20 protein-coding genes and 2 pseudogenes are annotated in these 26,854 nt (G+C 61.3%); 8 read left to right on the forward strand and 14 right to left on the reverse strand.

Annotation, left to right across the window (positions count from 1 at the left end; genetic code table 11):
• Positions 1-15: 15 nt before the first annotated feature.
• From EEB11_RS10140 to cysQ, 5 genes are all read right to left on the reverse strand, one after another.
• Positions 16-1,713 carry a DUF5927 domain-containing protein gene (locus EEB11_RS10140; RefSeq protein WP_135430954.1) on the reverse strand — a complete coding sequence of 566 codons (1,698 nt, stop codon included), beginning with the start codon at positions 1,711-1,713 and terminating at the stop codon, positions 16-18.
• Positions 1,710-2,720, reverse strand: coding sequence for a glycosyltransferase family 2 protein (locus EEB11_RS10145; RefSeq protein WP_135430956.1), 1,011 nt, complete (start codon positions 2,718-2,720; stop codon positions 1,710-1,712). Before EEB11_RS10145 ends, EEB11_RS10140 begins: the two co-directional genes overlap by 4 nt.
• 129 nt (positions 2,721-2,849) lie before the next feature.
• Positions 2,850-3,863, reverse strand: a complete 1,014-nt coding sequence (locus tag EEB11_RS10150) for a glycosyltransferase family 2 protein (protein ID WP_135431329.1) — start codon at positions 3,861-3,863, stop codon at positions 2,850-2,852.
• Between the two features lie 43 nt (positions 3,864-3,906).
• Positions 3,907-4,800 carry a UTP--glucose-1-phosphate uridylyltransferase GalU gene (gene galU / locus EEB11_RS10155; RefSeq protein WP_135430958.1) on the reverse strand — a complete coding sequence of 298 codons (894 nt, stop codon included), beginning with the start codon at positions 4,798-4,800 and terminating at the stop codon, positions 3,907-3,909.
• A 138-nt stretch (positions 4,801-4,938) separates the two neighbouring features.
• A complete protein-coding gene (gene cysQ / locus EEB11_RS10160; protein ID WP_135430960.1) occupies positions 4,939-5,748 on the reverse strand; it encodes a 3'(2'),5'-bisphosphate nucleotidase CysQ in 810 nt (269 codons plus the stop codon).
• A gap of 139 nt (positions 5,749-5,887) precedes the next feature.
• On the opposite strand from cysQ, the gene EEB11_RS10165 reads away from it, so the two are divergent.
• Both EEB11_RS10165 and EEB11_RS10170 read left to right on the forward strand, forming a co-directional pair.
• Positions 5,888-6,709 carry an ABC transporter permease gene (locus EEB11_RS10165; RefSeq protein ID WP_135430962.1) on the forward strand — a complete coding sequence of 274 codons (822 nt, stop codon included), beginning with the start codon at positions 5,888-5,890 and terminating at the stop codon, positions 6,707-6,709.
• Positions 6,706-7,311: a COG3650 family protein gene (locus EEB11_RS10170; protein WP_135430964.1), complete on the forward strand. Its 606-nt coding sequence runs from the start codon at positions 6,706-6,708 to the stop codon at positions 7,309-7,311. The genes EEB11_RS10165 and EEB11_RS10170 overlap by 4 nt, the downstream gene beginning before the upstream one ends.
• A gap of 41 nt (positions 7,312-7,352) precedes the next feature.
• On the opposite strand, the gene EEB11_RS10175 is transcribed toward EEB11_RS10170, so the two are convergent.
• Positions 7,353-8,474, reverse strand: a complete 1,122-nt coding sequence (locus EEB11_RS10175) for a baeRF11 domain-containing protein (RefSeq protein ID WP_135430966.1) — start codon at positions 8,472-8,474, stop codon at positions 7,353-7,355.
• Between the two features lie 285 nt (positions 8,475-8,759).
• On the opposite strand from EEB11_RS10175, the gene dnaK reads away from it, so the two are divergent.
• The 3 genes from dnaK (at position 8,760) to radC (ending at position 12,869) form a co-directional block, all read left to right on the forward strand.
• Positions 8,760-10,667 carry a molecular chaperone DnaK gene (gene dnaK / locus EEB11_RS10180; RefSeq protein ID WP_135430968.1) on the forward strand — a complete coding sequence of 636 codons (1,908 nt, stop codon included), beginning with the start codon at positions 8,760-8,762 and terminating at the stop codon, positions 10,665-10,667.
• A gap of 75 nt (positions 10,668-10,742) precedes the next feature.
• A complete protein-coding gene (gene dnaJ / locus EEB11_RS10185) occupies positions 10,743-11,897 on the forward strand; it encodes a molecular chaperone DnaJ (RefSeq protein WP_135430971.1) in 1,155 nt (384 codons plus the stop codon).
• 204 nt (positions 11,898-12,101) lie between these two features.
• Positions 12,102-12,869 carry a RadC family protein gene (gene radC / locus EEB11_RS10190; RefSeq protein WP_135430973.1) on the forward strand — a complete coding sequence of 256 codons (768 nt, stop codon included), beginning with the start codon at positions 12,102-12,104 and terminating at the stop codon, positions 12,867-12,869.
• Here radC and EEB11_RS10195 read toward each other — a convergent pair.
• From EEB11_RS10195 to secA, 3 genes are all read right to left on the reverse strand, one after another.
• The gene (locus EEB11_RS10195) at positions 12,841-14,295 is read right to left on the reverse strand and encodes a phosphate ABC transporter substrate-binding/OmpA family protein (RefSeq protein WP_245298856.1); all 1,455 of its coding nucleotides are present in this window, start codon (positions 14,293-14,295) and stop codon (positions 12,841-12,843) included. The genes radC and EEB11_RS10195 overlap by 29 nt on opposite strands.
• A gap of 71 nt (positions 14,296-14,366) precedes the next feature.
• A complete protein-coding gene (locus EEB11_RS10200; protein ID WP_135430977.1) occupies positions 14,367-15,332 on the reverse strand; it encodes a hypothetical protein in 966 nt (321 codons plus the stop codon).
• 139 nt (positions 15,333-15,471) lie between these two features.
• On the reverse strand, positions 15,472-18,180 hold the full coding sequence (secA, locus tag EEB11_RS10205; protein ID WP_135430980.1) for a preprotein translocase subunit SecA: 2,709 nt from the start codon (positions 18,178-18,180) through the stop codon (positions 15,472-15,474).
• 183 nt (positions 18,181-18,363) lie between these two features.
• On the opposite strand from secA, the gene EEB11_RS10210 reads away from it, so the two are divergent.
• Genes EEB11_RS10210 through EEB11_RS10220 form a run of 3 tightly spaced genes read left to right on the forward strand, consistent with a single transcriptional unit; the run spans position 18,364 to position 21,011 of the window.
• Positions 18,364-19,209 (forward strand): peptidylprolyl isomerase, encoded by an 846-nt coding sequence (locus EEB11_RS10210; protein WP_135430982.1) that lies wholly within the window; start codon positions 18,364-18,366, stop codon positions 19,207-19,209.
• A gap of 15 nt (positions 19,210-19,224) precedes the next feature.
• Positions 19,225-20,616 (forward strand): bifunctional glutamate N-acetyltransferase/amino-acid acetyltransferase ArgJ, encoded by a 1,392-nt coding sequence (argJ, locus tag EEB11_RS10215; protein WP_135430984.1) that lies wholly within the window; start codon positions 19,225-19,227, stop codon positions 20,614-20,616.
• Positions 20,613-21,011, forward strand: coding sequence for a (deoxy)nucleoside triphosphate pyrophosphohydrolase (locus tag EEB11_RS10220; protein WP_135430986.1), 399 nt, complete (start codon positions 20,613-20,615; stop codon positions 21,009-21,011). Before argJ ends, EEB11_RS10220 begins: the two co-directional genes overlap by 4 nt.
• A 315-nt stretch (positions 21,012-21,326) precedes the next feature.
• On the opposite strand, the pseudogene infB reads toward EEB11_RS10220, so the two are convergent.
• The 5 genes and pseudogenes from infB to rimP form a co-directional block, all read right to left on the reverse strand.
• A pseudogene (infB, locus tag EEB11_RS10225) lies at positions 21,327-23,279 on the reverse strand (translation initiation factor IF-2); the annotation flags it as partial.
• A gap of 198 nt (positions 23,280-23,477) precedes the next feature.
• Positions 23,478-23,921, reverse strand: a pseudogene (locus EEB11_RS20450) (translation initiation factor IF-2 associated domain-containing protein); the annotation flags it as partial.
• Positions 23,918-24,562 (reverse strand): RNA-binding protein, encoded by a 645-nt coding sequence (locus EEB11_RS10230; protein ID WP_135430992.1) that lies wholly within the window; start codon positions 24,560-24,562, stop codon positions 23,918-23,920. The gene EEB11_RS10230 and the pseudogene EEB11_RS20450, both read right to left, overlap by 4 nt.
• Before the next feature lie 23 nt (positions 24,563-24,585).
• Complete coding sequence (nusA, locus tag EEB11_RS10235; protein WP_135430994.1) at positions 24,586-26,193, reverse strand: transcription termination factor NusA; 1,608 nt, start codon at positions 26,191-26,193, stop codon at positions 24,586-24,588.
• A gap of 16 nt (positions 26,194-26,209) precedes the next feature.
• Entirely contained in the window at positions 26,210-26,815 is a 606-nt protein-coding gene (gene rimP, locus EEB11_RS10240) for a ribosome maturation factor RimP (RefSeq protein ID WP_135430997.1), read from the reverse strand.
• Positions 26,816-26,854: the final 39 nt, after the last annotated feature.

The following is a 26,854-nucleotide window of genomic DNA, read 5'->3' on the forward strand; positions in this document are numbered from 1 at the left end:
CCTTCACCAGCCCACTCACTTCACCAGATAAGGGCGCCCGCGGCGCGTCGACCGGGCCGCCGGGTCATCGCCCACCGGAAAATCGCCCATCAGCACCGGCTGCATCCCCTGATTGCGCAGGTTCTGCAGGAACTGGCCAAAGCCGGTCAGATCGGCCATGCGCGGGGCCTCGGTCAGCCGCCGCCCCTGCCGTGGGCCGATCTCGTCAATGATGGTCTGCAAAGGCTCCATCGGGTTTTCAATGAAATCGGCCAGCGACCAGACCCGCACCCGCGCCTTGGTATAGGGTCCGCGCAGGATGTTCAGAAACTCCTGCTCCACCTTCTGCAACCGCGCCGCCTCGCGCCGTATATCCCCGAAATTCTGGTTGGAATGGAACAGCGGTACCGCCCATGCGCCTGAGATGACCGAGATCTGCGCATTGCCGTCCAGCGCCACGAACCAGTTCAGATCCTGCGTATCCCCCGGCCCGAACTGAAAGCACTGCCGTTCCCCCCGCGTGTTCCAGATCAGGCTGGTCAGGAAACTTTTCGGATTGTAGTCGCGCACCTTCGCGCTGTCGCACAGCGCACCGTTGTAAACCGTCTCCCCCCCGGCGAAATGCACGCGGTCCGGCGCAAACAGATGGCCGTGCACCCGGGTTCCGCTGGCCTTTGACAGCCAGATTTCAAAATTCTCGAACACCTCGGCAAAGCCGCAGAACACCGAATACGGGCCCGCCGTGCGCCCGTTTTCGTAGTTTTCATTCGGAAACCGGCTTTGCATATACAATCCCGGTCGCCCCTTCACCCGCCGCTCCACCGCCTTGGCAAACAGCCGGTCGATCTTGCCGGGGTTCGGCTCGGCGGCGGCCTGACCAGTGCGGTCATCCGACAGGAACGTGCCATAAAGCTTCACCGCATCAGGCCAGATCTTGCGGGCGACAAAGCAGTCTGACCGGCGCAGCAACTGCAGGTGATCGTCATAAAAGATATGCGGTTTGCCCTGAAAATCGAACTTCGACAGGGTCAGCGACCGGCTTTCCACCGTGCTCGACACCTGCCGCACCAGCGTCTGGAAATAGCTTTCATCGGGAATCCAGACCTTTTGGAAATAGCGGTCAATCGCCGCCCGGTCGGGATGTTCCAAGATGGCAGACAGGGTCTGCCGCGTCAGGCACCACCACTGGCTGCCCAGATGCGGCACCAGTTCCGCCGGGATCTTGCGGCGGAACCCCACCTTGCGCTGCAGTTTGACGTAGGTATCAAACCACCACTTCTGTTTGCGCCAGCTGAACGGAAACCGCAGGGTAAACCGTTCAAAATCAAGGCCACCAACAGTCCAGCCCACATCTTCGGTGGTGACGCTTTCGATGAAATCGGTCTTGGGCCGCCCCGCCAGATAGGCGCGCAACTCTTCCACCGGGCGCAGGGGCAGGCACGAACCAGAGGCCAGAAACACATGCCGCACCTGCGCAAAGTCGCGCAGCATGACCGTCGCCGCTTCCTGACTGGCGGCCACAATGCCCCAGGTGCCCCATTCGCAGGCGTGACGACCCGAAAACCGCACATTGGACAGATCGGCCAGATCGGCGACCAGCTGGGCGTAGGGCTTGGCCGCCACCCGCCGGTCCACATGAATGACAACCGGACACTCGCGCTCGGCCCAATGCCGCGCGACCTGCGCGGCACGGTCCAGCGCCGTATGGCACAGCATCACAAAGCCGACCGTCATGCCCAGTTCCCCTTGGACATCAGACCCAGAATCTCCAGCTGACGCCAGTTGATATATTTCTCACTCCACTTGCACCACATCTCGGGGTGGCTGGACAGGCCCTTCAGGTAGGCCTTGTATTCCGCACTGGCCGCATAATGCTGGCTGCGCATCAACTCTTCCTCGGCCTTGGCGGCAAAGGTGTCCAGAAATTTGGCGTGCAGCAACACGCCAGACGCCTTTTCCCCACCCCATTCATCAAAGGCAAGGTTCAGCCCGCGCGGCAGCATCATATGGGTGGAACTGATATAGGCATAGGACCGGTGCCATTTCACCAAAGGGATCTTGTTCAGCGCGGGGGCGCCTTTGGGCGTGTCATCAAAGAAAATCCGGCTGCGCGGCCCGCCCTGAATCCACAGGTTGCCATAGGCCGGGTTGCGGCTGATCTGATAATTGCCAGAGTCGAACCATTGCGCAATCTCGAACGGGTCCTGCCCTTCACGATAGGTCTGTTCGGTGATCGGCCCCTTGGGGTACATGTCCAGCAACAGCGCCGAAAATGTGCGGATCTGCGTCGTGTCCAGCCAGTCGGTCAGCGCGCGGATGGGCCTGGTTTCGCAAAACGGATAGACAAAGAACTCATCCGGGTCGACAGTCAGGCACCAGTGGCCATGGCCATAGCGGCGGAGCAGATGGCTGATCCAGTCCATCCCGAAACGGCTGTTCTTGTATCCCGCCTCAGTCCGCCACAAGGACACATCCGGCTGGTCGCGCAGAAACTCCAGCGAACCGTCGGTCGATCCGTTGTCGACCATGAAAAAATGGCTCACCCCCAGATCGCGGTAATAGCGCAGGAAATAGGGCAGCCTGATCTTTTCATTGCGCAAGGTGGTAAAGGCAAAGATCGCAGTCTCGGCCTGCCCGGCCGACCGGTCCGCCACCAGCGTCAGATCGCGGCTGCTGGCCCATGCCCGAAAGAGCAGGCGCCTGCGATGCCACCGTAGCCGGTAAGAAGACAGCATCCCCAAGACTGAAACCCGCCCCCCTGAAACCCTCGTTCCTCATCTGGCGCGATTGCGTGCATCGCACCAGCAAAATTGATACCAAAGCGCGAACAATTTTGCCGTATTGGCCGGATTATCGCAGATATGCGCCCGTCAGACCCACCCGCCGCGCGACATCAGGCCCAGCGCCTCCAGCCGCCGCCAGCTGGTCAGCTGCTCTGATGCTGCCGTGTGCAGGACCGGATCTGCCATTACGGCATCATAATACCGGTCATACAGCGTGCTGTTGGTGAAATGCTCTTTCCGGTCTTTTTCCTCGGCCGATTTGGGGATGATTTCGGGCAGGAACTTGGTGTGCAACAGCAGGCCGGAAATCCGTTCGCCCCCCCCATTCGCAAACACCGCGTTCATCCGGGGCGGCAGCAGGTCATGGGTGGAATTCACGTAAGCATAGCGCCGGTTCCAGTACACCAACGGAATCTTGTTCATCGTGGGTGCACGGCGGGGATCGTTCTGAAAGAACATCCGTGCCCTTGGGCCGCCCTTGATGGTCAGGTTTCCGGTGCGATCCTGCACCCGCAACCCGTAATTGCCCGGATCAAACCAGCGCAGCACCGTCAGCGGATCATCCCCGGCGGCGATCTGCGCCTGCGACAGCGGCCCCTCGGGATACAGGTCCAGCATCATCGCTGCCATCGCGGGCAACCCCTGATCTGCCAGCCATCCGGTCAAGGCCGGCAGATTGCGCGTCTGCCAATAGGGGTAGATCAGCAACTCATCGGCGTCCAGCGTCAGACACCAGTGTCCGTGCCCGTGGCGCATCTGCAGCCACGTCACCCAATCCAGCCCGAACCGCGCCCGCTTGTAGCTGTCCTTCGTCGTCCACAGCGACACATCGGGCTGCGCTGCCAGCAGGTCGCGCGTGCCGTCGGTGCTGTCATTGTCGACGATCAGAAAGTGGTCCACCCCCAGCTTGCGGTGATGGTCAAGAAAATGCGGCAGGCGCAGCGCCTCGTTGCGCACGGACATGAAGCACAAAATATCGTCCCGCCCGATTGCGCCACTGCGGTCCTTGACCGCCCGCAGCGCATGGCGGCTGCGAAAGGCGCGCCACAGGTTGCGCCGCCGCCGTGTCCGCAAGGCGTAGGCCCGCCAGGCCGATGACATCAAAGCCAACAGGGACTGGACAGGCCCGGTCAAACCAGGTGCCTTACTGCGCAGCTTTCTGCAACGCGACCATATCGTTCAGATAGGCCCCGAATTCATCGCGCAGATCGGGCCGTGCCAGACCAAAGGCAACCGTCGCCTGCAGGAACCCTGCCTTAGACCCGCAATCATAGCGCTGACCGCGGAAGCGATAGCCGTAAACCTTGCTCTTGCCGATTTCTTCGGCAATCGCATCGGTCAGCTGGATTTCCCCGCCCACGCCCTGCTTGATCTTGTTCAGGTTGGTCATCACCTGCGGCGACAGGATATAGCGCCCGATCACCGCAAGGTTCGATGGCGCGGTGCCTGCGGCCGGCTTTTCAACCATGCCCTTGGCCTCGACGATCGAGCCCATGTCTTCGGCAATATCCAGCACGCCATAAGACGAGGTTCTGTCCGGCGCCACTTCCATCGCGGCCACCATGTTACCGCCGGTTTCGGCATAGGCCTCGATCATCTGGGCCAGACAGGATTTTTCAGCGGCAATCACGTCATCGGGCAGCAGCACGGCAAAGGGCTCATCCCCGATCAGACGGCGCGCGCACCACACCGCATGCCCCAGCCCCTGCGGGCGGTTCTGGCGGATATAGGCAATGGCACCGCTGTCCATGTTGGTGTCTTTGAGAATTTCCAGCAAATGATCCTTGCCGGCTTTGCGCAGGGCCGATTCCAGCTCTGGCGCGACGTCAAAATAATCTTCCAGCGCCGATTTCCCGCGGCTGGTCACAAAGATGAATTCCTTGATCCCGGCGGCGCGCGCCTCGTCAATCGCGTACTGGATCAGAGGGCGATCCACCAGCGTCATGATTTCCTTGGGAATAGACTTGGTGGCCGGTAGAAAACGCGTTCCAAGACCGGCGACCGGAAACACCGCTTTGGTAACTTTTTTATGCTTCATAACACTCGCTCTTTTTTTGCCCGCCACACCTGACAGATCACTTTCTACTTATATACATCAATCGCAGGACCAAAGAATGGCAAAACTATGGTATGCCGACAAGACCGGCATCCCGACGCTTATCCCTGCAGCGTAACATCAATTTGACGCCCCTTGTTTGTGCAGTCGGACTCCGGGTGCATGGGCGATGAAAAACGGGTTTTCCCAGCCCGGTTTGCCGTAGGCCAGCACCGAATGATCATCAAGGCGCACAACATGCCCGCCCGCCCCGCGCAGCACCGCGTCACCGGCGGCCGTGTCCCATTCCATCGTCCGGCCCAGACGCGGATACAGATCCGCCTCGCCGGTCGCGACAAGGCAGAACTTCAGGCTGCTGCCCGCGCTGGTCATGTCTTTCACCCGGTAGGCCGCGATATAGGCATCGGTCGCCGCATCACGGTGCGATTTTGACGCCACCACCATCAGGGCGGCATTGTCCGGGGTGGCGACAGACAGAGCCGTCACCGGCCCCGCATGATCCTTGTCAAACGGCCCGCTTTCCTCCACTGCGCGGCCATCGGGCAGCGTATAGAACAGCCGCCCCTTGGCCGGCGCATAGACCACGCCCCGCAACGGCACGCCGTCTTCGACATAGGCGATGTTCACCGTGAAATCGCCCCGGCGCTGCACGAATTCCTTGGTGCCGTCCAGCGGGTCCACGATCAGAAAGGTGCTGGCCGTCAGCGCATGGCTATCGGCCTGCTCTTCGGTGATCAGCACCACATCCGGAAACGCCGCGCGCAGGCCAGCCGAGATGATGGCATCCGCCGCTTCATCGGCTTCCGTCACCGGGCTGGCATCGCTTTTCGACTTCACCTCGAACTCCGGACCGTCATAGACCGCCATGATCCGGTCGCCCGCCTCCAGCGCCAGGCCACGCATCACCCGTGTCAGATGGTCGAAATCCACGTCCGCCTCCGATTCTGCGCGGCACCCGGCGCAACAGTTGCTTAAAATCCAAGCTGGCTTTATCATCGCTTGCAAGGAGACAGCAAGATTTCCGTCGGTATGGCAAGGGGTTCCAGTGATAACCCCAATGAGGGCAGACATGTTCCGACCCGCAGTCAGAAAATCTTCGGCGCGCAGCGCATTTGCGATGCTGGAGCTGATTTTTCATGCCACCGTCCGGTCCGTCCGGCGGACCCATGGCAATGCGATCATCGGACTTTTGCTCAACATCCTGCAAACCGTCATCATGGTGGTGGTGTTCTACGTGATGTTCGACCTGCTGGGTCTGCGTGGCAATGCGGTGCGCGGCGACTTCCTGCTCTATGTCATGTCGGGCATTTTCATGTTCATCACCCATACCAAGGCCATGGGTGCCGTTGTCGGGTCTGATGGACCGACCTCGCCGATGATGAAACACTCGCCGATGAACCCGATCATCGCCATTGCTGCGGCGGCGCTTGGCGCGCTTTACACCCAGATCCTGTCGGCCGGTGTGGTGCTGTTCGTCTATCATGCCGCCTTTACACCCATCACCATCCACGATCCGGTCGGCGCGTTTTCCATGCTGCTGCTGGCCTGGGGCACGGGGGTGGCCATCGGTATGGTGTTCAAGGCGGCAATGCCCTGGCAACCCGAATTTTTCGGCATCTTTTCAACGGTGTATCAACGCGCCAACATGATCGCCTCGGGCAAGATGTTTGTGGCGAACGCGACGCCCACCTATATTCTGGCCTATTTCACCTGGAACCCGCTGTTCCACATCATCGATCAGGCGCGCGGCTTCATCTTCCTCAATTACAACCCGCATTACAGCTCGATCCGCTATGCCGTGACCATCATGATCATCTGTATCGTGATCGGACTGATGGGTGAATTCTACACCCGCAAACATGCATCCAGCAGTTGGGGGGCCAAGCGATGACCCGTGGGTTTCTGATCGTCCTGCTCTGCCTGTTGCCCGTGCAGGCGATGGCACAGACCTTTCCCGCCAGCTACGCCGTCACCGGCGTTGCCGCAAACGACGTGCTGAACATCCGGGCAGAGCCATCCGCAAAGGCAGAGATCGCGGGCGAGATCGGGCCCTACGCCATGAACGTCGAAGTGCTTTCCCTGTCTCCTGATGGCAAATGGGGCATGGTGGGCGCGCCAGAGGGCAATGGCTGGGTGTCGATGTCTTACCTCGACCTGACCGAGCCGGAAGATCCGCATATCGTGCAGCGGCCCCTGTCCTGCTTCGGGACCGAACCATTCTGGTCGGTCAGCCTCTCTCCGCGCGGGGCCGAGTACAATTCGCCAGACACCGGAGCCGTGCCCATGACCGTCACGCATGAGGCTGTCGCGCCCCAGGGGTTTCTGCTGCAAGTGGAAGAGGGGCCAGCGCTGAACCGCACGCTCGTCATCACCCGCGAAGGCTGCTCGGATGGCATGTCGGACCGCGCTTTCGGGTTTTCAACCCGCATGTTCACCGAAGCGCCAGACGGCAATGCCACTCTGCAGGGCTGTTGCACGCTGGATCATCGCTGAACCACGACAGGGCCGGAAAATCCGGCCCCGCCAGTTCGCAATCAGACGCTGTAGCGCAGAATGGCCGCCAGCGATCCCTTGCCGGGGATCTCGTCCTTGCGCACGGCCACAACGGTGCCGCCCGCCAGAATGACCCGCGACGCGATCTCATCGACCACGCCCAGATTTGCCGCCGTCGATTCCGTGTCAAAGGTCACGGCCCCCGTGGTTTTATCCACCGTGCCCGGAACCACCTCGTCCATATCAACCAGCAGCGTATCGACCGACCCTAACGTTGCGGCCTTCGCCACATCGGCCACATCGGTCAACGACCTGCCCTCGCCTGCCAAAGCCTCGAACCGCTCGTGCAGCGCCGCAATCTTGCGTGCCTGAACGTCGTGCAGCACAGGGCGCGCCAGTTCGGCCAGTTCCGTTGGGGTGATCCGCACCGGGCTGGTTTTGATTTCTTCGTCGGCCACATTGTCATGCGTTGTCACGGAGCGGAACATCGACAGCAGCGGATCGGTCGCCGCCAGGATCAGCGGCTCGTCGCGGCCATTCAGGAACGGGCGCAGCGCGTCATCGACCTTGCGGCAATAGGCGCGCAACAGCACGTTCTGCCCCTCCGCCCCGCCGACCCGCTTGGAATAGCTGCGCGAATTCACGTTCGACGTGCCACTGGCCGACGCCGCATCGCGTGGCATGTCCGGCACGTTCACTTCGACCGCGGGCAGATCGGCAAACACCTCGATCAGGCGCACCTCATTCTCAGCCAGCGCCAGCACAAAAGCATGGTTTTGCGACGACACCGACCGCAGCAAAGGCTTGGTGAAATAGCGGTCGCCCACCTGCACCATCTCGGTCAGATGGTTTGGCAGCCGGAAGGTGCGCAGCCGGTCGGGGCTGACGAAAATCGCCAGAGAGTTGGCCTGCTTGTTCCAGAAATCATCGTCATCCAGCAGGTCATTGATCTGTTCCGAAATCGGCCACATCGTCCGCTTGGCCGTGCCCACAGCCTCCAGCTGTGCCTCGGCATCCTTCAGCAGGTTGCCCAAGGTGATGCGTGCCTGCCCGATGTGTTGCGTTTCCGGTGTGGTCTGAATGAAGAAAGACACCAACGCATCCCCCCTCGCCGCAATCAACCTGTCGATCTGCGCCTTGGTCGGAATGTCCACATAAAGCATCAGCACGTCCTTTTTTTGAAACTGTCGTTTGACAACGCCTGAACGGTCAACCTGTTCCCTGCCCGCAGCCATTGCAGGCAACGCGCGGCAAGTGGCGCCAAAGGCAACGCATGTGAAAAATTCGCAACACTGCGCACCCTGACCCCGTTGCAGCCAAAATGCCCGCCACCTATATACAGCACGCAACGGTAACCCGGGACCAACCGGTTTCACCGCACGCTCCATGGGCAAGGGTGCCGCATCGGGCCCGCGCCACGACCATCGCCTGAAGAAAGGGATCAAAACATGGCCAAGATCATCGGTATCGACCTTGGAACTACCAACTCCTGCGTCGCCATCATGGATGGGTCGCAACCCCGCATCATCGAAAACTCCGAAGGCGCGCGCACCACGCCGTCGATCGTTGCCTTCACCGAAACCGAGCGTCTGGTCGGACAGGCTGCCAAACGGCAGGCCGTCACCAACGCCAGCAACACGATTTTCGCGGTCAAACGCCTGATCGGTCGCCGCTATGATGATCCGGCGATCCTCAAAGACCAGAAAAACATGCCCTACAAGGTCGTCAACGGCGGCAATGGCGACGCATGGGTCGAAGTGCGCGGCGAAAAATACTCGCCCAGCCAGGTCTCGGCCATCATCCTGCAAAAGATGAAGGAAACCGCCGAGTCGTATCTTGGCGAAACCGTGACCCAGGCCGTCATCACCGTTCCGGCCTACTTCAACGACGCCCAGCGTCAGGCCACCAAGGACGCGGGCAAGATCGCCGGTCTGGAAGTGCTGCGCATCATCAACGAACCGACCGCAGCCGCACTGGCCTACGGGTTGGACCGCAAGGAAACCAAAACCATCGCGGTCTATGACCTTGGTGGCGGCACGTTCGACATCACCATTCTGGAAATTGACGACGGCCTGTTCGAAGTGAAATCCACCAACGGCGATACGTTCCTTGGCGGTGAAGACTTTGACATGCGCATCGTGTCCTATCTGGCCGATGAGTTCAAAAAGGAACACGGCGTTGACCTGACGCTGGACAAAATGGCCCTCCAGCGCCTGAAGGAAGCCGCTGAAAAAGCCAAGATCGAACTGTCCTCGTCGTCGCAGACCGAAATCAACCAGCCGTTCATCTCGATGGACAAAAACACCGGCCAGCCGCTGCACCTTGTGGTCAAGCTGACCCGTGCGAAACTGGAATCGCTGGTCGATGATCTGGTCAAACGCTCGATGAAGCCATGCCAGGCCGCGCTGAAAGATGCCGGGCTGTCGGTCGGCGACATTGACGAAGTGGTTCTGGTCGGCGGCATGACCCGCATGCCCCGCGTGATCGAAGAAGTGACCAAGTTCTTCGGCAAAGAGCCGAACAAGGGCGTCAACCCTGATGAAGTCGTTGCCGCCGGTGCCGCCATTCAGGCCGGCGTTCTGCAAGGCGACGTCAAGGATGTGGTCCTTCTCGACGTGACCCCGCTGTCCTTGGGTATCGAAACCCTTGGCGGTGTGTTCACCCGTCTGATCGACCGCAACACCACGATCCCGACCAAGAAAAGCCAGATCTTCTCGACCGCCGAAGACAACCAGAACGCCGTGACGATCCGGGTATTCCAGGGCGAACGCGAGATGGCCGCCGACAACAAGATGCTGGGCCAGTTCAACCTTGAAAACATCCCGCCCGCCCCGCGCGGCATGCCGCAGATCGAGGTGACCTTCGACATCGACGCCAACGGCATCGTGTCGGTGAAAGCCAAGGACAAGGGCACCAACAAGGAACAGGCCATCACCATTCAGGCCTCGGGCGGTCTGTCGGATGAAGACATCGAAAAGATGGTCCGCGACGCCGAAGCCAATGCCGAGGCCGACAAGGAACGCCGCGAACTGGTGGAAACCCGCAATCAGGGCGAAAGCCTGCTGCACTCGACCCAGAAGTCGCTCAAAGAGCATGCAGACAAGGTTGACCCCACCACGGTCGAGGCCATCGAGCTTGCCATGCAGCCGCTTGAAGAAGCGCTGAAGGGCAATGACCCTGGCAAGATCCGCTCGGGCATCCAGAACCTGACCGAGGCCGCGATGAAGCTGGGCGAGGCGATCTACAAGGCCTCGCAGTCCGAAGGCGAAGGGGCCGATCCGGACCGTCCACGCGATGTCGACGAAGACATCGTCGATGCCGACTTCGAAGATCTGGGCGAAAACAAGCGGAAATAAGACCGCAGGAATCGGAACAGGGGGCGGTCTGGCAACAGACCGCCCCTCTCCGGTTCGGGAAAGGGGTTCCAACCCATGGCAAAACGCGATTTTTACGACGTTCTTGGCGTGCCCAAGGGCTCTTCGGCGGAAGACCTGAAAAAGGCCTACCGCTCGAAAGCCAAAGAGCTGCACCCGGATCGCAATTCAGACAATCCCAACGCCGAGGCCCAGTTCAAAGAGGTGAACGAGGCTTATGAGGTGTTGAAAGACGCCGACAAGAAAGCAGCCTACGACCGCTACGGCCACGCAGCCTTTGAAGGTGGCATGGGCGGCGGGCGTGGCGGGCACCCCGGTGCCGGTGGCAGTGGCGACTTTGGCTCGGCCTTCTCTGACGTGTTCGAAGACCTGTTCGGCGATTTCATGGGCGGGCGCGGCGGTGCTGGCGGTGGTCGCTCACGCGCGCAACGCGGCTCTGACTTGCGCTACAACCTGCGCATCTCGCTGGAAGAGGCGTTCAAGGGCATCCAGAAAACCATCAACGTCCCCACCTCGACTGCCTGTGAGGTCTGTCGCGGCACCGGGGCCGAAGGCGGGGCCGAGCCCACCACCTGCCCCACCTGCTCGGGCATGGGCAAGGTCCGCGCGCAACAGGGCTTCTTCACGGTTGAGCGTACCTGCCCCACCTGCAACGGCATGGGCCAGATCATCAAGAACCCCTGCCGCGCTTGCGGCGGGCAAGGTAGGGTGGAAAAAGAACGTGCGCTTTCCGTCAACATCCCGGCCGGGGTGGAAACCGGAACCCGCATCCGTCTGGCTGGCGAAGGCGAGGCGGGCCTGCGCGGCGGGCCGTCGGGGGATCTTTATATCTTCATCGAGGTCCGCGAACACGCCCTGTTCCAACGCGACGGCGCGCATCTGTTCTGCCGCGTGCCGGTCAGCATGACCACCGCCGCGATTGGCGGCGAGGTCGAGGTGCCCACCATCGACGGTGGCCGCAGCCGGGTGAAGGTGCCCGCCGGTGCGCAATCGGGCAAACAGCTTCGCCTGCGCGCCAAGGGCATGCCCGCCCTGCGTGGTGGCGGCATCGGCGACATGCTGATCGAACTGGCGGTGGAAACGCCGGTCAACCTGACCGCGCGGCAGAAAGAACTGCTGCGCGAGTTTGAAAAACTGTCGGAAGAAAACAACCCCGAAGGGTCGTCGTTCTTTTCCAAGGTCAAGGGCTTCTGGGACAGCATGAAAAGCTGACACCTCCACAAGCTCTGGTCTGCAAAGCCCCGCCGGAAAACCGGCGGGGTTTTTCTTTGCCCGCAGCCCGCTGCTGCGCACACGCGTCATGACGTAAGCCATACGTCAGCCATACGTGAACCAGACGCAGATCATACCGCGGATTTCCCTGCCTGGCGCAGCGCGATTAACACTTGATTCACCAACCCCTGCCACCCTCACCGCATGACACGGCATGGCTTCCAGGATGGCACCCTCCCCCTCTTCCCCCCCATTGGGGATGAGGATGAGGCCACACCAACCCCCCTGCCGCAAAAGCTGCCCTCCTACATCGCCGACCATCGCAAACGCCTGCGCGACCGCTTCATGGCCGGCGGTGGCGCGTCGATGCCTGACTATGAACTGCTGGAACTCCTGCTGTTCCGCGCCATCCCCCGGCAGGATGTCAAACCCCTCGCGCGGGTGCTGATCGACACCTTCGGCGATCTGAACCGGGTGATTTCCGCCCCGATCTCCCGGCTTTTGGGGGTCAAGGGCGTGGGTGAAGCCGTTGTTTGTGAACTGAAAATCTTTGAGGCCGTCTCTCAACGCATGATGCGGGCCCGCATCATGCACCAGCCCGTCCTCACCTCATGGGATGCACTTCTGGACTATTGCCACACCACCATGGCGCACCGCGACACCGAACAGTTCCGCATCCTGTTCCTTGACCGCAAGAACACCCTGATCGCCGATGAAGAGCAGGCCAAAGGCACCGTCGACCATGTGCCGGTCTACCCGCGCGAGGTGGTGAAACGCGCGCTGGAACTCAACGCCTCGGCGCTGATCCTGGTGCACAACCACCCCTCGGGCGACCCCACGCCCAGCCAGGCCGACATCACGATGACAAACCAGATTCTTAATGCTTGTCAGGCACTTGGGATCAGCCTGCATGACCATCTGATCATCGGCAAAAGCCGTGAGCTCAGTTTCCGTTCGGCGGGGTATCTGTGAACACCGGCTTCATCCAGACCTCGACCCGCCGGTTCAACCGCCGCCCGGCGGCAGTCTCGTCGCAGGCCATCGGCATCGACTCACCAAAGGCAATCACCTGCGGCAGATCAGCCTCGGCCACCCCAGCCCGCGCAAGCCCCGCAAGCACCCCTTCAGCCCGCGACTGGCTGAGCGCCAGGTTGGCCGCAGCCGGACCAGAACCGTCAGAAAATCCAGCCAGAACAAGGGCCTGATCGCGGAACACTCCCACCTCGATCAGCCGTGCCAGATACTCAAGGTTGTTGCGGGAATGCGCATCAAGCGCGCTCGACCCGTCCTGAAACCGGAAGGTCAGCGACAGCCGGTCCGCCCCATCCATCGCATCTGCCAGCCGCTTCAGGTCGGCCAAGGTGGTCTCTTCCCCCGCCCCCTGAATCGCGTTGATCAACCGCAGCCCGTCCCCGGTCAGCGGCTGCCTCTCCGGCTGGCGGTCAACCCACCCGGCTGCCGCCACCACCGCCTGCGCCTGCGGCGTGTCGAGAAACGTCAGAAACTCGCGCACAAACAAGGGCATACGGCGTTGCGGGGTCAGCAGGTAGATCGGCAGTGCCAGCGGGTAATCTTCCGCCTTCACCGCCAAGGCCGACGGCATCAGCGGAAAGCCGCAACTGTCGGTCAACGGCAACACCCGCGCGCCCGCCACCCCGGCCCGCACCGTCATGGCGACTCCCCAAGGATCGCGCCGCACTGCCTCCCCCAAGGTCGCTATGTCGTCATGCAACACATTGGCCGCCACATCCCGCCCCAGCCGCGCCGCCAACGCCCGCTGCAAAGCGGCATCAGCGGCCAAACCGTGCAAAATCAAAGGCATGTCCGGCCCGCCGATCTCGGCCCAGTTCGCCACCTCACCGGCCAGCACCCGCGCCAGATCGCCGGTGCTGATCTGCGGCAGCGGATTGTCGGGCGGCACAATCGGCAGCATGGCATCCAGCGCCAGGACCCGCGACCCCATGTCGGGCTCTGTCGCGGCGGCAAGGATCATCTCGGCCCGGCCCGCAAGAACGTCGTCGCGGGCCATGCCGGGCAAGGCAGCGACAAAACTGATGTCCGCCAAGGGCTTGCCGCTTTGCGGATCAGACACCACCGCGCTATAACCACCCTGTACCCCCTCGGCATAGGTCAGGCCCCGCGCTTCGGCAAAGGCCCGCATCAGCGGTGGCAGCAGCACATCCCCCACCCCCGCCAGCCCGACAATCCGCACGCGGGCCTTGGGCGCGGTCAGATCGGGGCAGCCGGGACCATCGCAGATCACCCCCGCCGCATCCACGGTCAGCAGGCCATAAACGCTGTCGATCCGGTAGAATTCACCATCATAGCCTTGCAGGGTGCCGGAAATCTCCAACCCGCCTTCCCGCGCCGAAAGGGTGATGTCCTGCGCCCCAGCCACTGCTGGGGCAAAAAATGCTGTGAAAACAGCAGCGCGCCAGAAACCTGCCCCCATAACCCCTGTGCGCCCCGCTAGTTTGCAGTGGCCAGTGTCATGTCCTCAAGCAGGTTTTTCAATACCAGAATATCGCCGACAGCGTCACAACCGGGCATGGCCAGAGTCAGATCGCTGATCTTGACCGATCCGTTGACTGCAAGAATGGCCTCGCCCAGAACCTCGCGCCCGCAGGTGCTTTGCGTGATCGCAGCTTCCAGTACGATCTCGGTCTTGGCGGCGAGGCCGAACGTGTAAACCTCAGCCTGCAAGGGTAAATCCACCGAGGCATCCCCCAGCACGGTCACTAAACCGGTCTCGCCCGTCGTGCCGCTGAAGGCAGAAGAAATGTGCCCGGGATGCCCATATCTCGCGCCGTTTTCAAAGGCATGCAGCTGAAATGCGTCTTCGGCCTGCCATTGCACCGCAAAGCGCTGAACCCCGGCAAAATCTGCCAGAGCCACCGTGTCCTGCGCCCGCTCACCATCAGCAAAGATCACGTCAACCTGAGCCACAGCCTTCAGTGCGGGAAGGCTGCTGACCAGCGCACCGCTGGCCGAGGTGCGGGCGGTGACCGTCAGGCCTGCATGGTTCAGAACCACGCGCTGGTCAGGATGGCATGGGGCAAGCAACGAAATGCCGATCGTCGCCCCCGGTTGCGGCAGCAGGTCCAGACTGACGCCGCAGTCCGGCGCCGAAGCCATGACAGGAGCGGTCATGGCCGGTGCGTCAGGCATGACGAACAGGTCAGGATCCGCCGCTGCCAGCACATCAGGCTGCGGTGCCGCGGGGGGAGCGACAGGGGGGAGCGCCGATGGGTCGACAAGAATGGTGGCAGGGGCCAGCGCACCCGGTCCCGCCGCGACCGGTCTGATATCAGACACCACGACACCCGGGCCATCCGCAGCGGCCCGACTCTCTGCCTTTTGCTGCACGAAATGCCCTGCACCAAGGGCAACAGCCCCCGTTCCGGCGATCAGTGTCAGTTTGCGCAGCAGGTTCATCGTCGTCTCCAGCCTATCCGTCAGCTGGCACCCTGCCGCGCAAAGCAGGCCAATAAGTGGCAAATTAAGGGTTTGTTAACAGACTTGGTGGCAAATCTGGGGCAACTGTCGCTGCCCCATAGGCCATGCCATGCATCTGTCAGGCCAGACGCCCGTGGCAGTGTTTGAACTTTTCACCCGATCCGCAGGGGCACAGATCGTTCCGGCTCGGGTTGCCCCAGGTGGCCGGATCCGACTCGTCAAACCCGGCGAGGCGGGGGGCCGGGGCGGCATCGGGCGCGGTTTCTACCAAGGCCGGCTCGGCCGGGGCAGCGGCGGCGCGCTGCTGGGCCAGAACCTGTGCCATCATCGCATCTTGCTCGGCTTGCGTCAGGGGGCGGATCGCGGCCAGCTTTTGCGTCACCTCCTGCCGAAGTGAGTTCAGCAGCGACTCAAACAGGGCAAAACTCTCGGTCTTGTATTCATTCAGCGGATCACGCTGGGCATAGCCCCGGAAGCCCACGACCGAGCGCAGGTGTTCCAGCGTCAGAAGATGTTCGCGCCATTTGCCGTCGATGGTCTGCAACAGCACCTGCTTTTCAATCGAGCGCATTGTGTCGACGCCAAAAGCTTCGGTCTTGTCGGCCATCGCCTTGGCGCTTGCTTCGGTCAGGCGTTCCTTGATCACGTCCTGATCAACGCCTTCTTCGGCGGCCCAGTCGGCCATCGGCATGTCAAGGTTCAGCTTTTCGCGCACCGCCAGCGTCAGCGCGTCTACTTCCCAGGCATCGGGATAGCTTTTGGGCGGCATGTGCAGATCAACCAGATCGTCGATTACCTGATTGCGCATGTCTTCGGTGATCTCGGCCACATCTTCGGCCTGCATGATCTCCAGCCGCTGGCCAAAGATCGCCTTGCGCTGGTCGTTCATCACGTCATCGAACTTCAGCAATTGCTTGCGGATGTCAAAGTTGCGGCCTTCGACCTTGGCCTGTGCCCGCTCCAGCGATTTGTTGACCCATGGGTGAACGATCGCCTCGCCCTCTTTCATCCCCAGCTTGGACAAGACGGCATCGAGCTTTTCCGAGCCGAAGATCCGCATCAGATCGTCTTCCAGCGACAGAAAGAACGACGACCGCCCCGGATCGCCCTGGCGGCCCGAGCGGCCGCGCAGCTGGTTGTCGATGCGGCGGGATTCGTGGCGTTCGGTGCCCAGTACGAACAGGCCACCGGCGGCCAGAACCTTGGCCTTTTCCTCGGCGTGTTCCGCCTCGATCCTGCTGCGCACCTCATCGGGGTTCAAATGCGGGTCGGCAGCGATGGCGGCCATGACCTGCATCTCGACGTTGCCACCCAGCTGAATGTCAGTGCCGCGCCCGGCCATGTTGGTGGCAATCGTCACCGCGCCGAAACGACCGGCATCGGCCACGATCTGCGCCTCTTGTTCATGCTGGCGGGCGTTCAGCACATTGTGCGGCACGGCAGCACCCTTTAGCAGACCCGACAGAAATTCCGACTTTTCGATGCTGGTGGTGCCGACAAGGATCGGCTGACCCTTTTCATGCGCTTCTTGGATCGACTTCACCACACCTTCATACTTTTCGCGCGCGGTGCGGTAGACCTGATCATGGTCATCCTTGCGGGCAACCGGGCGGTTGGTCGGCACTTCGACCACGCCCAGCTTGTAGATTTCCATGAATTCCTCGGCCTCGGTCGCCGCAGTACCCGTCATGCCGGCCAGTTTGTTGTACAGGCGGAAGTAGTTCTGGAAGGTCACCGAAGCCAGGGTCACGTTTTCCGGCTGGATCTGCACGCCCTCCTTCGCTTCGATCGCTTGATGCAACCCGTCCGACAGGCGGCGGCCGCGCATCATGCGGCCGGTGAATTCGTCGATCAGCATCACCTCGCCATCGCGCACGATATATTGCTGATCCTTGGTGAACAGCTTGTGGGCCCGCAGCGCCTGCGTCACGTGGTGAACGATGGTGGTGCTTTCGGGGTCATAGAGGTTCTGGCCATCGGGCAGAATACCGGCCGCACGCACCAGACCTTCGATGAATTCATTGCCCTCATCCGTGTAGGTCACGTTGCGGGTTTTCTCATCCAGCTTGAAATGCGCATCGGTCAGCTGCGGGATCAGGCCATCAACCTTCACGTACAGTTCGGACCGGTCCTGCGACGGGCCGGAAATGATCAGCGGCGTCCGTGCCTCGTCCACAAGAATGGAGTCGACCTCGTCCACGATGGCAAAGAAATGGCCGCGCTGCGCCATGTCTTCGATGCTGCCCTTCATGTTGTCGCGCAGATAGTCAAAGCCCAGCTCGTTGTTGGTGGCATAGGTGATGTCGCAGCGATAGGCCGCACGCTTTTCGGCATCAGCCTGATAGGGATAGACCACACCGGTGGTCAGACCCAGCGCGCCATAGACCTTGCTCATCCACTCGGCATCACGCTTGGCAAGATAGTCGTTGACCGTCACGATGTGCACGCCTTTGCCCGCAAGCGCGTTCAGGTAGGCGGGAAAGGTCGCCATCAGGGTCTTGCCCTCACCGGTCTTCATCTCGGCGATGTTGCCTTGGTGCAGGAAGATCCCGCCCTTCAGCTGCACATCAAACGCGCGCAGGCCAAGCGCCCGCTTTGCCCCTTCACGGCAGTTGGCAAAGGCTTCGGGCAGCAGCGCATCGAGGCTTTCGCCCGACTGCGCGCGCTTGGCCAATGCCTGCGTCTTTTCCTTCAGCCCTTCGTCGCTGAGCGCGGCGAACTCCGGCTCCAGCGCGTTGATCTGTGCGACCAGCGGACGAACCGATTTTACCTTGCGATCATTTGGCGTTCCAAAGACCTTGCGCGTTAGCGAACCCAGACCCAGCATATGTTCTCCGTGGGTATTCCTGACAGCATCGTGTGAACCAAGGGCCTTGCCCGCCCCCAATGCCTTCCATAGAAAGCCCAAGAAGGCCGGCCGGCCCCGTCGCACGCGACCCCCGCGATGTAAGGGACAGGTCCGCCATAGTCAATGTTTTGCGGGCTTTCGGCCCGATCAGGAGGGTGTGAAATGACGAAATGGACCGGGTTTCTGGCCAGCTGTGCCGTGTTGGCTGTGTTGTCGGGGCCAGCATTGGCGCAAGACACCACGGCTGATACGATTGTGGCCACGGTAAATGGCACCGATATCACCCTTGGCCACATGATCGCTCTGCGCGAAAGCTTGCCGCAGCAGTATCAGGCCCTGCCGGATGACGTGCTGTTCAGCGGCATTCTGGATCAGCTGATCCAGCAAACCGCGCTCGAGCAATCGGTGACCGACATCGCCAAGCGCGACCAGCTGGCGCTCGAAAATGACCGTCGCGGCTATATCTCGGGTGTGACGCTGCAAGAGGTGGTGGCAGGTGCCATCACGGACGAGGCACTGCAGGCCGCCTATGATGCCAAATTTGCCAATGCCACACCGGCGACCGAATACAATGCCGCTCATATCCTTGTCGACTCCGCGGAAAAGGCGGCAGAATTGAAGGCCCAGCTTGACGGCGGGGCCGACTTTGCAGAGTTGGCACGGACCAATTCCACCGATGTCGGTTCGGGGACCAATGGCGGCGATCTGGGCTGGTTTGGACCCGGAATGATGGTCAAGCCGTTTGAAGATGCCGTCATCGCCGCCGAGATTGGGCAGGTCACAGCGCCGGTGCAGTCAGATTTCGGCTTTCACCTGATCCTGGTCAAGGAAACCCGGGTTGCCGCCGCGCCCAGCCTGGATGACACCCGCGACGAGCTGGCCGCCGAGATCGAGCGCACCACGGTCGAGGCCCATATCAAGACCCTGACTGATGCGGCCGAGATTACCCGCCCCGGAGAAGGGCTTGACCCGACCCTGCTGCGTGATGCAACGCTGCTGGACAACTGATCCCAGGGGGAAGCCATGGCAAAGACCGATTGGAAGGCCGAAGCAAAGGAGCTGAAAAAGCGCCTGCGCAAGCTCAAATCTGCGGTGACCGGAACCGTCTCTGACGTCGCGGGCGATCTGCGCGAAGACGTGGCAGAGGTCGCAGGCAAGATTGGTGCAAAGCTGAAATCGGCCAAGCCCGTGTCGCCACTGGCACCGAAAGATGGCTTCCCCGCGCTTCCCGTCATTAAGGGGGTGGAATTTTCTGCCGCCGGGGCCGGAATCAAATATGCCAACCGCAAGGATGTGATGCTGATCCGCCTTGCCCCGGGAACGGCAATGGCCGGAGTATTTACCCGCTCTTCCACCCGGTCTGCTTGCGTGCGCGATTGTCAGGACAAGCTGGCGGTCAAGGCACCGGTCGGCGTGGGTGCCGCAATCATCGTGAACTCCGGCAATTCCAACGCCTTTACCGGCAAGGTCGGCGACAGGGCTGTTGCAGCTGTGACCAGTGGCGTGGCCACCGCACTCGACCTTCCGGCTGCCCGGGTCTTTTCATCCTCGACCGGCGTGATCGGCGAGCCGCTGCCGCATGACAAGATCACCGCCATTGTGCCAGATCTGATTGCCGGTCTGCGTGAAGACGGCATCGAGATGGCCGCGCAAGCGATGATGACCACCGACACTTTCCCCAAAGGTGCTGCTGCGACCGTTCAGGGCGAGGGCGGTACCATTCATATTGCGGGGATCGCCAAAGGATCAGGCATGATCGCGCCCGATATGGCGACGATGCTGGTCTACATCTTCACGGACGCAAAGATCTCGCCCACCATTTTGCAGCGCATGCTCTCGCGCAATGTGGACGCCACCTTCAATTCCATCACGGTCGACAGCGATACCTCGACCTCAGACACGCTGCTGCTGGCGGCCACTGGCCAAAGCGATGCGGCCCCCGTCAAAGGCGCGGTGGCCAAAGCGTTCGAGACGGCCCTGCAGGGCGTGATGCAGGATCTGGCCCTGCAGGTCATTCGTGACGGTGAGGGTGCCACCAAGCTGGTCGAAATCCGGGTGACCGGGGCGACCAGTGAGGAGGATGCTGCCAAGGTCGCGTTCTCTATCGCTAACTCACCGCTGGTCAAGACCGCGCTGGCGGGCGAAGATCCGAACTGGGGCCGGATTGTTGCGGCGATCGGTAAATCGGGGGCCGAGGCCGACCGTGACCGGCTGAGCATCCGTTTCGGCGATGTGCTGGTGGCCAAGAACGGCTGGCGCAATCCTGACTATGTGGAAGAAGACGGTGCCGCCTGCTTCAGACAGGAAGAGATTCTGATCCGTGTCGACCTGGGGCTTGGCAAGGCTGCCCGCACGGTCTGGACCTGTGATCTGACCAGCCGCTACATCGAGATAAACGCAGATTACCGCTCTTGAAAATTGTCCTCGTTTCGGCTGTTGCCCTGATCGACCCCGATGGCCGTGTGCTTCTGGCACAACGGCCAGAGGGCAAGTCGCTTGCGGGTTTGTGGGAATTTCCGGGCGGCAAGGTCGAACTGGGAGAATCACCTGAAACCGCACTGATTCGCGAGTTGAAAGAAGAACTGGGCATCGACACGTGGCAAAGCTGCCTGGCCCCCCTGACATTTGCCAGTCACAGCTATGACTCTTTCCATCTTCTGATGCCGCTTTTCGCCTGTCGCCGCTGGGACGGCATCGTTCACGGCTTGGAAGGCCAGCGTTTGGCTTGGGTGAAAGCTGAAAATTTGCGCGATTACCCGATGCCACCCGCCGACATCCCGCTGATTCCCATCCTGAGGGACTGGCTTTAGAAACAATAGTTTTTATATCGACGATTTAATTCGCATCACGACACTTTCTTGATGGTTTTCTGAATTTTTTTGTCTAACCTCAGCCTCACAACGCTAATGGGGGATTGGGGCATGTTGAGGACAATCGCAATAGGAAGCTGTGTTTCCATCCAGGGTCTGCTTGTCAGAACCCTGGCCGATGGGAAACTGGTGATCAAAGTCGACGAAAAGATGTTTGTCGGGGCTCCGGTGGCGGCGGCGCGCCCGTCCTGAGCACTACATCAGACACAGCAAAAAGCCGGGGTCTCCCCCGGCTTTTTTTATTGCTCCGCTTGATCACGCCAGCGAGCGCTGCACTTCCTCGCGTTCGAAAATCTCGATGACATCGCCAGGGCGGATGTCCTCGTAGCGTTCGAACGCCATGCCACATTCCTGGCCCGAAATCACTTCCTTCACTTCGTCCTTGAAGCGTTTCAGCGTCTTGAGCGTGCCTTCGTGGATCACAACCGAGTCGCGCAGCAGGCGAACCCCAGCAGACCGGCGCGCCACACCTTCGGTGACCAGACAGCCAGCCACCTGGCCAATGCCCGTGACCTTGAACACCTCTTTGATCTGCGCATAACCGATAAAGGTTTCGCGCACTTCGGCCTTCAGCAGGCCCGAGGCAGCGGCTTTGATGTCATCCACCAGATCATAGATGATCGAGTAATAGCGGATCTCGACCCCCTTCTGGTTCGCCGATTGCCGGGCCGAGGCATTGGCCCGCACGTTGAACCCGATGATCGGCGCGCCCGAGGCTTCGGCCAGACCCACGTCGGTATCGGTGATTGCACCCACACCATAGTGCAGGATACGAACGCGCACTTCATCGTTGCCGATCTTTTCAAGCGCCTGCACGATGGCTTCGGCAGAGCCCTGCACATCGGCTTTCACCAGAACCGGCAGTTCGGCCACAGACTGGTCAGCTTTGGCCTTGGCCATCAGCTGTTCCAGCGTGGTCGCAGCACCGGCAGCAGCGCGCTTGTCCTTGGTGGCCTTCTCGCGGTAGTCGGCGATTTCACGCGCCTGCGCCTCGGTTTCAACCACGTTCAGCGTGTCACCAGCTGATGGCGTGCCCGACAGGCCCAGCACTTCGACCGGAACCGAAGGCCCGGCTTCCAGCACGGTTTCGCCCTGATCGTTGATCAGCGCGCGCACCTTGCCCCACTGCTCGCCGACGACAAAGATGTCGCCTTTGCGCAGGGTGCCGTTCTGCACCAGAACCGTGGCCACGGGGCCACGACCCACATCCAGCTTGGCTTCGATCACCGCGCCCGAGGCTGCCCGCTTTGGGTTCGCCTTCAGCTCAAGGATTTCGGCCTGCAGCGCGATGGCTTCCAGCAGGTTATCGATACCCATGCCGGTTTTGGCAGACAGTTCCACATCCTGCACATCGCCCGACATCGCCTCGACGACGATTTCATGCTGCAGAAGATCGGTCCGCACCTTGGTCGCATCCGCGCCGTGCTTGTCCATCTTGTTGATGGCCACAATCAGCGGCACCTTTGCGGCGCGTGCGTGGTGGATCGCCTCAATCGTCTGCGGCATCACGGCATCATCTGCCGCGACCACCAGAATGACGATATCAGTCACACTCGCGCCACGGGCGCGCATGCTGGTAAAGGCGGCGTGGCCGGGGGTGTCAAGGAACGACACCAAAGCGCCGCTTGGCGTTTTCACCTGATAGGCACCGATGTGCTGGGTGATGCCACCTGCCTCGCCCGAAACCACATTCGCCTTGCGGATCGCATCCAGAAGCGAGGTTTTGCCGTGGTCGACATGGCCCATGATCGTGACGATCGCCGGGCGCGATTCCAGGTCTTCGTCCCGATCCTTGACCGAGTCGATCACCTGTTCCACGTCTGAATCAGACACCCGCACCGCTTTGTGGCCGAATTCCTCGATCACCAATTCTGCGGTATCCGCATCGATGGGCTGGTTCATTGTGACCATCATGCCCATTTTCATCAGCGACTTGACCACATCTGCCGCGCGCTCGGCCATACGGTTGGCCAATTCCGACACAACAATCGTTTCCGGCAGCTGCACATCGCGCACCTGCTTTTCGGGCTTCGCACCGAAACCCATAGCCTTCTGGCGAGCCTTTTCCTGCTTGCGCTTCATCGCGGCCAGGCTGCGCGTGCGGCCACCTTCGCCGTTCAGAGCTGCCGAAAGCGTCAGCTTGCCGCCACGGCGGTTGTCGTCGCCCTTGGCCTTGGCGCTGCGTTCGCGTTCTTCCCGCTCACGGTCAGTCTTGCGCTGCGGGGTCGGAGCAAGCGGCGCCTTGGCGGCAACGCCGCGCGGGCCGGTCGCATCCTGATTGCGGTTGGTCGGCGCATCGGCCGGAGCCGGTGTTGCCGGACCGGATTTTGCCTCGGCAGGCTTCTCGGACGACCGCGGGCGCGTGCCCAGAACATCGGCCTTGCGCTGTGCCGCCGCTGTGACACGGGCTTCCGCCTCGGCACGCGCGGCGCGGCCCTCTTCTTCAGCCTTCTGGCGCAGCGCCTCAAGCCGTTCGCGCTCTTCGCGCTCTTTCGTCTCAATCTCTTCGCGGCGACGCTGGCGATCTTCCTCGCGCTGACGCTCTTCTTCTGCGCGACGCTCGTTATCTGCCGTCTCACGGGCCTTGGCGGCACGCAAAGCGGTCAGACGACGCTCCATCTCGGCATCGGAAATGCCTGCAGGCCGTTTTGCCGGATCCCCCAGATTGGGCGACCCTGTGCCCGTGCCTGCTGTCCCGGCTGCGCCCGGTTTAGTGGGAACGACCACGCGCTTGCGCTTCGTTTCAACCACGACGCTTTTCGTCCGGCCGTGGCTGAAGCTTTGCTTCACCTGACCGGAACGAGGTGCGCCACCCAAACCCAGGGGTTTTTTGCCGTCTGTATCGCTCATGCGTCCTTCGTATCCTTCCCGGCGATCTCGTCGCCGACCTGCTTGCCATCTGCCCTACGCAGTCCGACAAGCCTTGCCGCTTCCTCTACAACACGGTTGTTGAGTCCACCAGCCGCAAGCGCGGCGTGTATCGCACGTTCGCGACTGAATGCCAAACCCATTTCCCCTGCTGTCAGGCAGGAAATCAGCGATTCTGGCCCATTTGGCGGTCGAAGCTTTTCTTTGCCGCGTTCAGAACCGTCACTGGCCTGAATCAGCGTTCGTGCCTGACCCTTGATCAGCCAGTCCTTAACTTTTTCGTAGCCGCAAATCGCGTCACCGGCTTTGCGTCCAAGGGATATAAGGTCGATGACCCGCTGCACCAAGAGCCGTTCCACCAGATCCGGCAGATCATCCGCAACCTTCACCGGTTGCCGGGCCGCGCGCGAGAACAGGTTCTTCTTCACCGCCTTGGTCAGAGCGTCCCGGTCCGCCGCAACATATATGCCACGCCCGGGCAACCGCGCCAGAATATCCGGCACGATCATATCCTCTGGCCCCAGCACAAAGCGAATCAACCCCGCTTTCGGCTGGCTTTCCCCGGAAACGATGCACTTGCGTTCCGGATCATCAGGCGATGTCTTCTGGCCGCCACGCGTCATGCGCGTTGCTCCGAGGCCTGAGATCAGGCCCCGGCCTCCGCGGCTTCGGCGTCATCTTCTGCCGGGTCCATGTCGGTCGGGTCCACCCAACCCAGCATGACGCGTGCCGTCATCACCAGGGTCTGGGCTTCTTCCAGGCTCACGTCGAATGTCTCCAGAATACCATCGTCCTTCTTGCGCTGACCGTTTTCCGTGGTCCAGCCGCCGGCCAGTTCCCAGTCGGCGCAGGTTGCAAAATCTTCCAGCGTCTTGATGCCGTCCTTGGCAAGCGCCTCCAGCATCTGCGGGGTCAGGCCTTCAAAGTTGATCAGGCTTTCTTCCATACCCATACCGCGGGCGGTTTCCAGCGCCTTGCGGGCCTGCTCTTCCAGATTGTCACGGGCGCGCGCCTGCAATTCGGCTGCCGTGCCTTCGTCGAACCCGTCGATGGACAACAGCTCGTCCAGCTCGACGTAAGCCACTTCTTCCAGATTGGTGAAGCCTTCGGCCACCAGCAGCTGTGCCATCATCTCGTCCACATCCAGCGCATCCATGAACAGTTTGGTGCGTTCGGCGAATTCGGCCTGACGACGGGCCGATTCTTCGGCCTCGGTCATGATGTCGATGTCCAGCCCGGTCAGCTGGCTGGCCAGACGCACGTTCTGGCCCCGGCGTCCGATGGCCAGCGACAGCTGTTCATCAGGCACCACAACTTCGATCTTGCCGGCCTCTTCGTCGATCACCACCTTCGACACTTCGGCAGGCTGCAACGCGTTCACAAGGAAGGTCGCCTGATCCTGATTCCACGGAATGATGTCGATCTTTTCGCCCTGCAGCTCGTTCACCACCGCCTGAACCCGGCTGCCGCGCATACCAACGCAGGCACCCACCGGGTCGATGGAGTTGTCATAGCTGATGACGGCGATCTTGGCGCGCGACCCCGGGTCACGGGCGACAGCCTTGATCTCGATGATGCCATCATAGATTTCCGGCACTTCCATCTTGAACAGCTCGGCCATGAACTGCGGGTCGGTGCGCGACAGGAAAATCTGCGGGCCGCGCGGTTCGCGGCGCACGTCCTTGATGAAGCAGCGGATCCGGTCGCCGATGCGGTAAGCTTCGCGGCCGATTTTTTCGTTCCGGCGCAAGATGCCTTCGCCGCGGCCCACGTCGACAATGACGTTGCCGTATTCCTCGCGCTTGACGACGCCGTTAATGATCGTGCCCTTGCGGTCGCGGAATTCTTCAAACTGACGGTCACGCTCGGCCTCGCGCACACGCTGCAACAGCACCTGCTTGCCCGATTGCGCCGCGATCCGGCCCAGATCGACCGGCGGAACCTCGTCGATCACCTCGTCGCCGATCTGCGGGTCGGCAAGGTAGTTCTTGGCCTGTTTCACGGTCAGTTGCGCGTGGTGATTCTCGATCAGCTCGTCTTCCATCACCGTCCGCACACGGGCAAAGGTGGCGCGACCGGTCTTGCGGTCAATGTTGACGCGGATATCCAGTTCCGACCCGTAGCGCGACTTCGCGGCCCGGGCGAGCGTTTCTTCCATCGCCTGGATCACCAGATCCGGGTCGATCATCTTCTCGCGCGCCACCGCTTCGGCGGTCTGGAGAAGTTCAAGCTGGTTGGCAGAGGTAATCGCCATCGGTCAACTCCCGGTCTTAGTGTTTTGTTTCTTCGGCGGGGTCTTCTTCCTCGCCTTCGGATTGGTCAATCTCGTCGAAATCCGCTTCGTCGAACGTGCCGCTGGCCTTTTTCTGGCGCAGCATCTCGGCGATCAGGTCATCGGTCAGAATCAGCTTGGCATCAGACAGCCAGTCGAACCGCAGCCCGATGGTTACTTCTTCGCCGTGTTCCTCGATCTGGATCAGGACTTCCTCATCCTCAACCCCAGCCAACGCGCCCTTGAACCGGCGGCGGCCATCGATCAGTTCGGTCGTCTCGATCCGGGCTTCCCAACCCTTCCACATCTCGAAATCCTTGAGCCGCGTCAGCGGGCGGTCGATCCCGGGCGAGGAAACTTCAAGGACGTAATTTTCTTCAACCGGGTCTTCGACATCCAGCACCGCAGAAACAGCGGTGGAAATCGTGGCGCAATCCTCGACGATGATCCCGCCATCCGGCCGGTCCGCCATGATCTGAAGGATGCGCGTCTTGCCACCCATCAGGCGCACGCGCACCAGTTCGAACCCCAGCCCCTCGATCACGGGGGTGATGATGCCGGCAAGGCGACGGTCGATGGCGGTTTTGGCGATAAGGTCTGACATGAGATTCAGGTATGGGTTCCAAAAACGAAAAACGGGCCA

Source organism: Pseudotabrizicola sediminis, from assembly GCF_004745575.1.
Lineage (GTDB): Bacteria > Pseudomonadota > Alphaproteobacteria > Rhodobacterales > Rhodobacteraceae > Pseudotabrizicola > Pseudotabrizicola sediminis.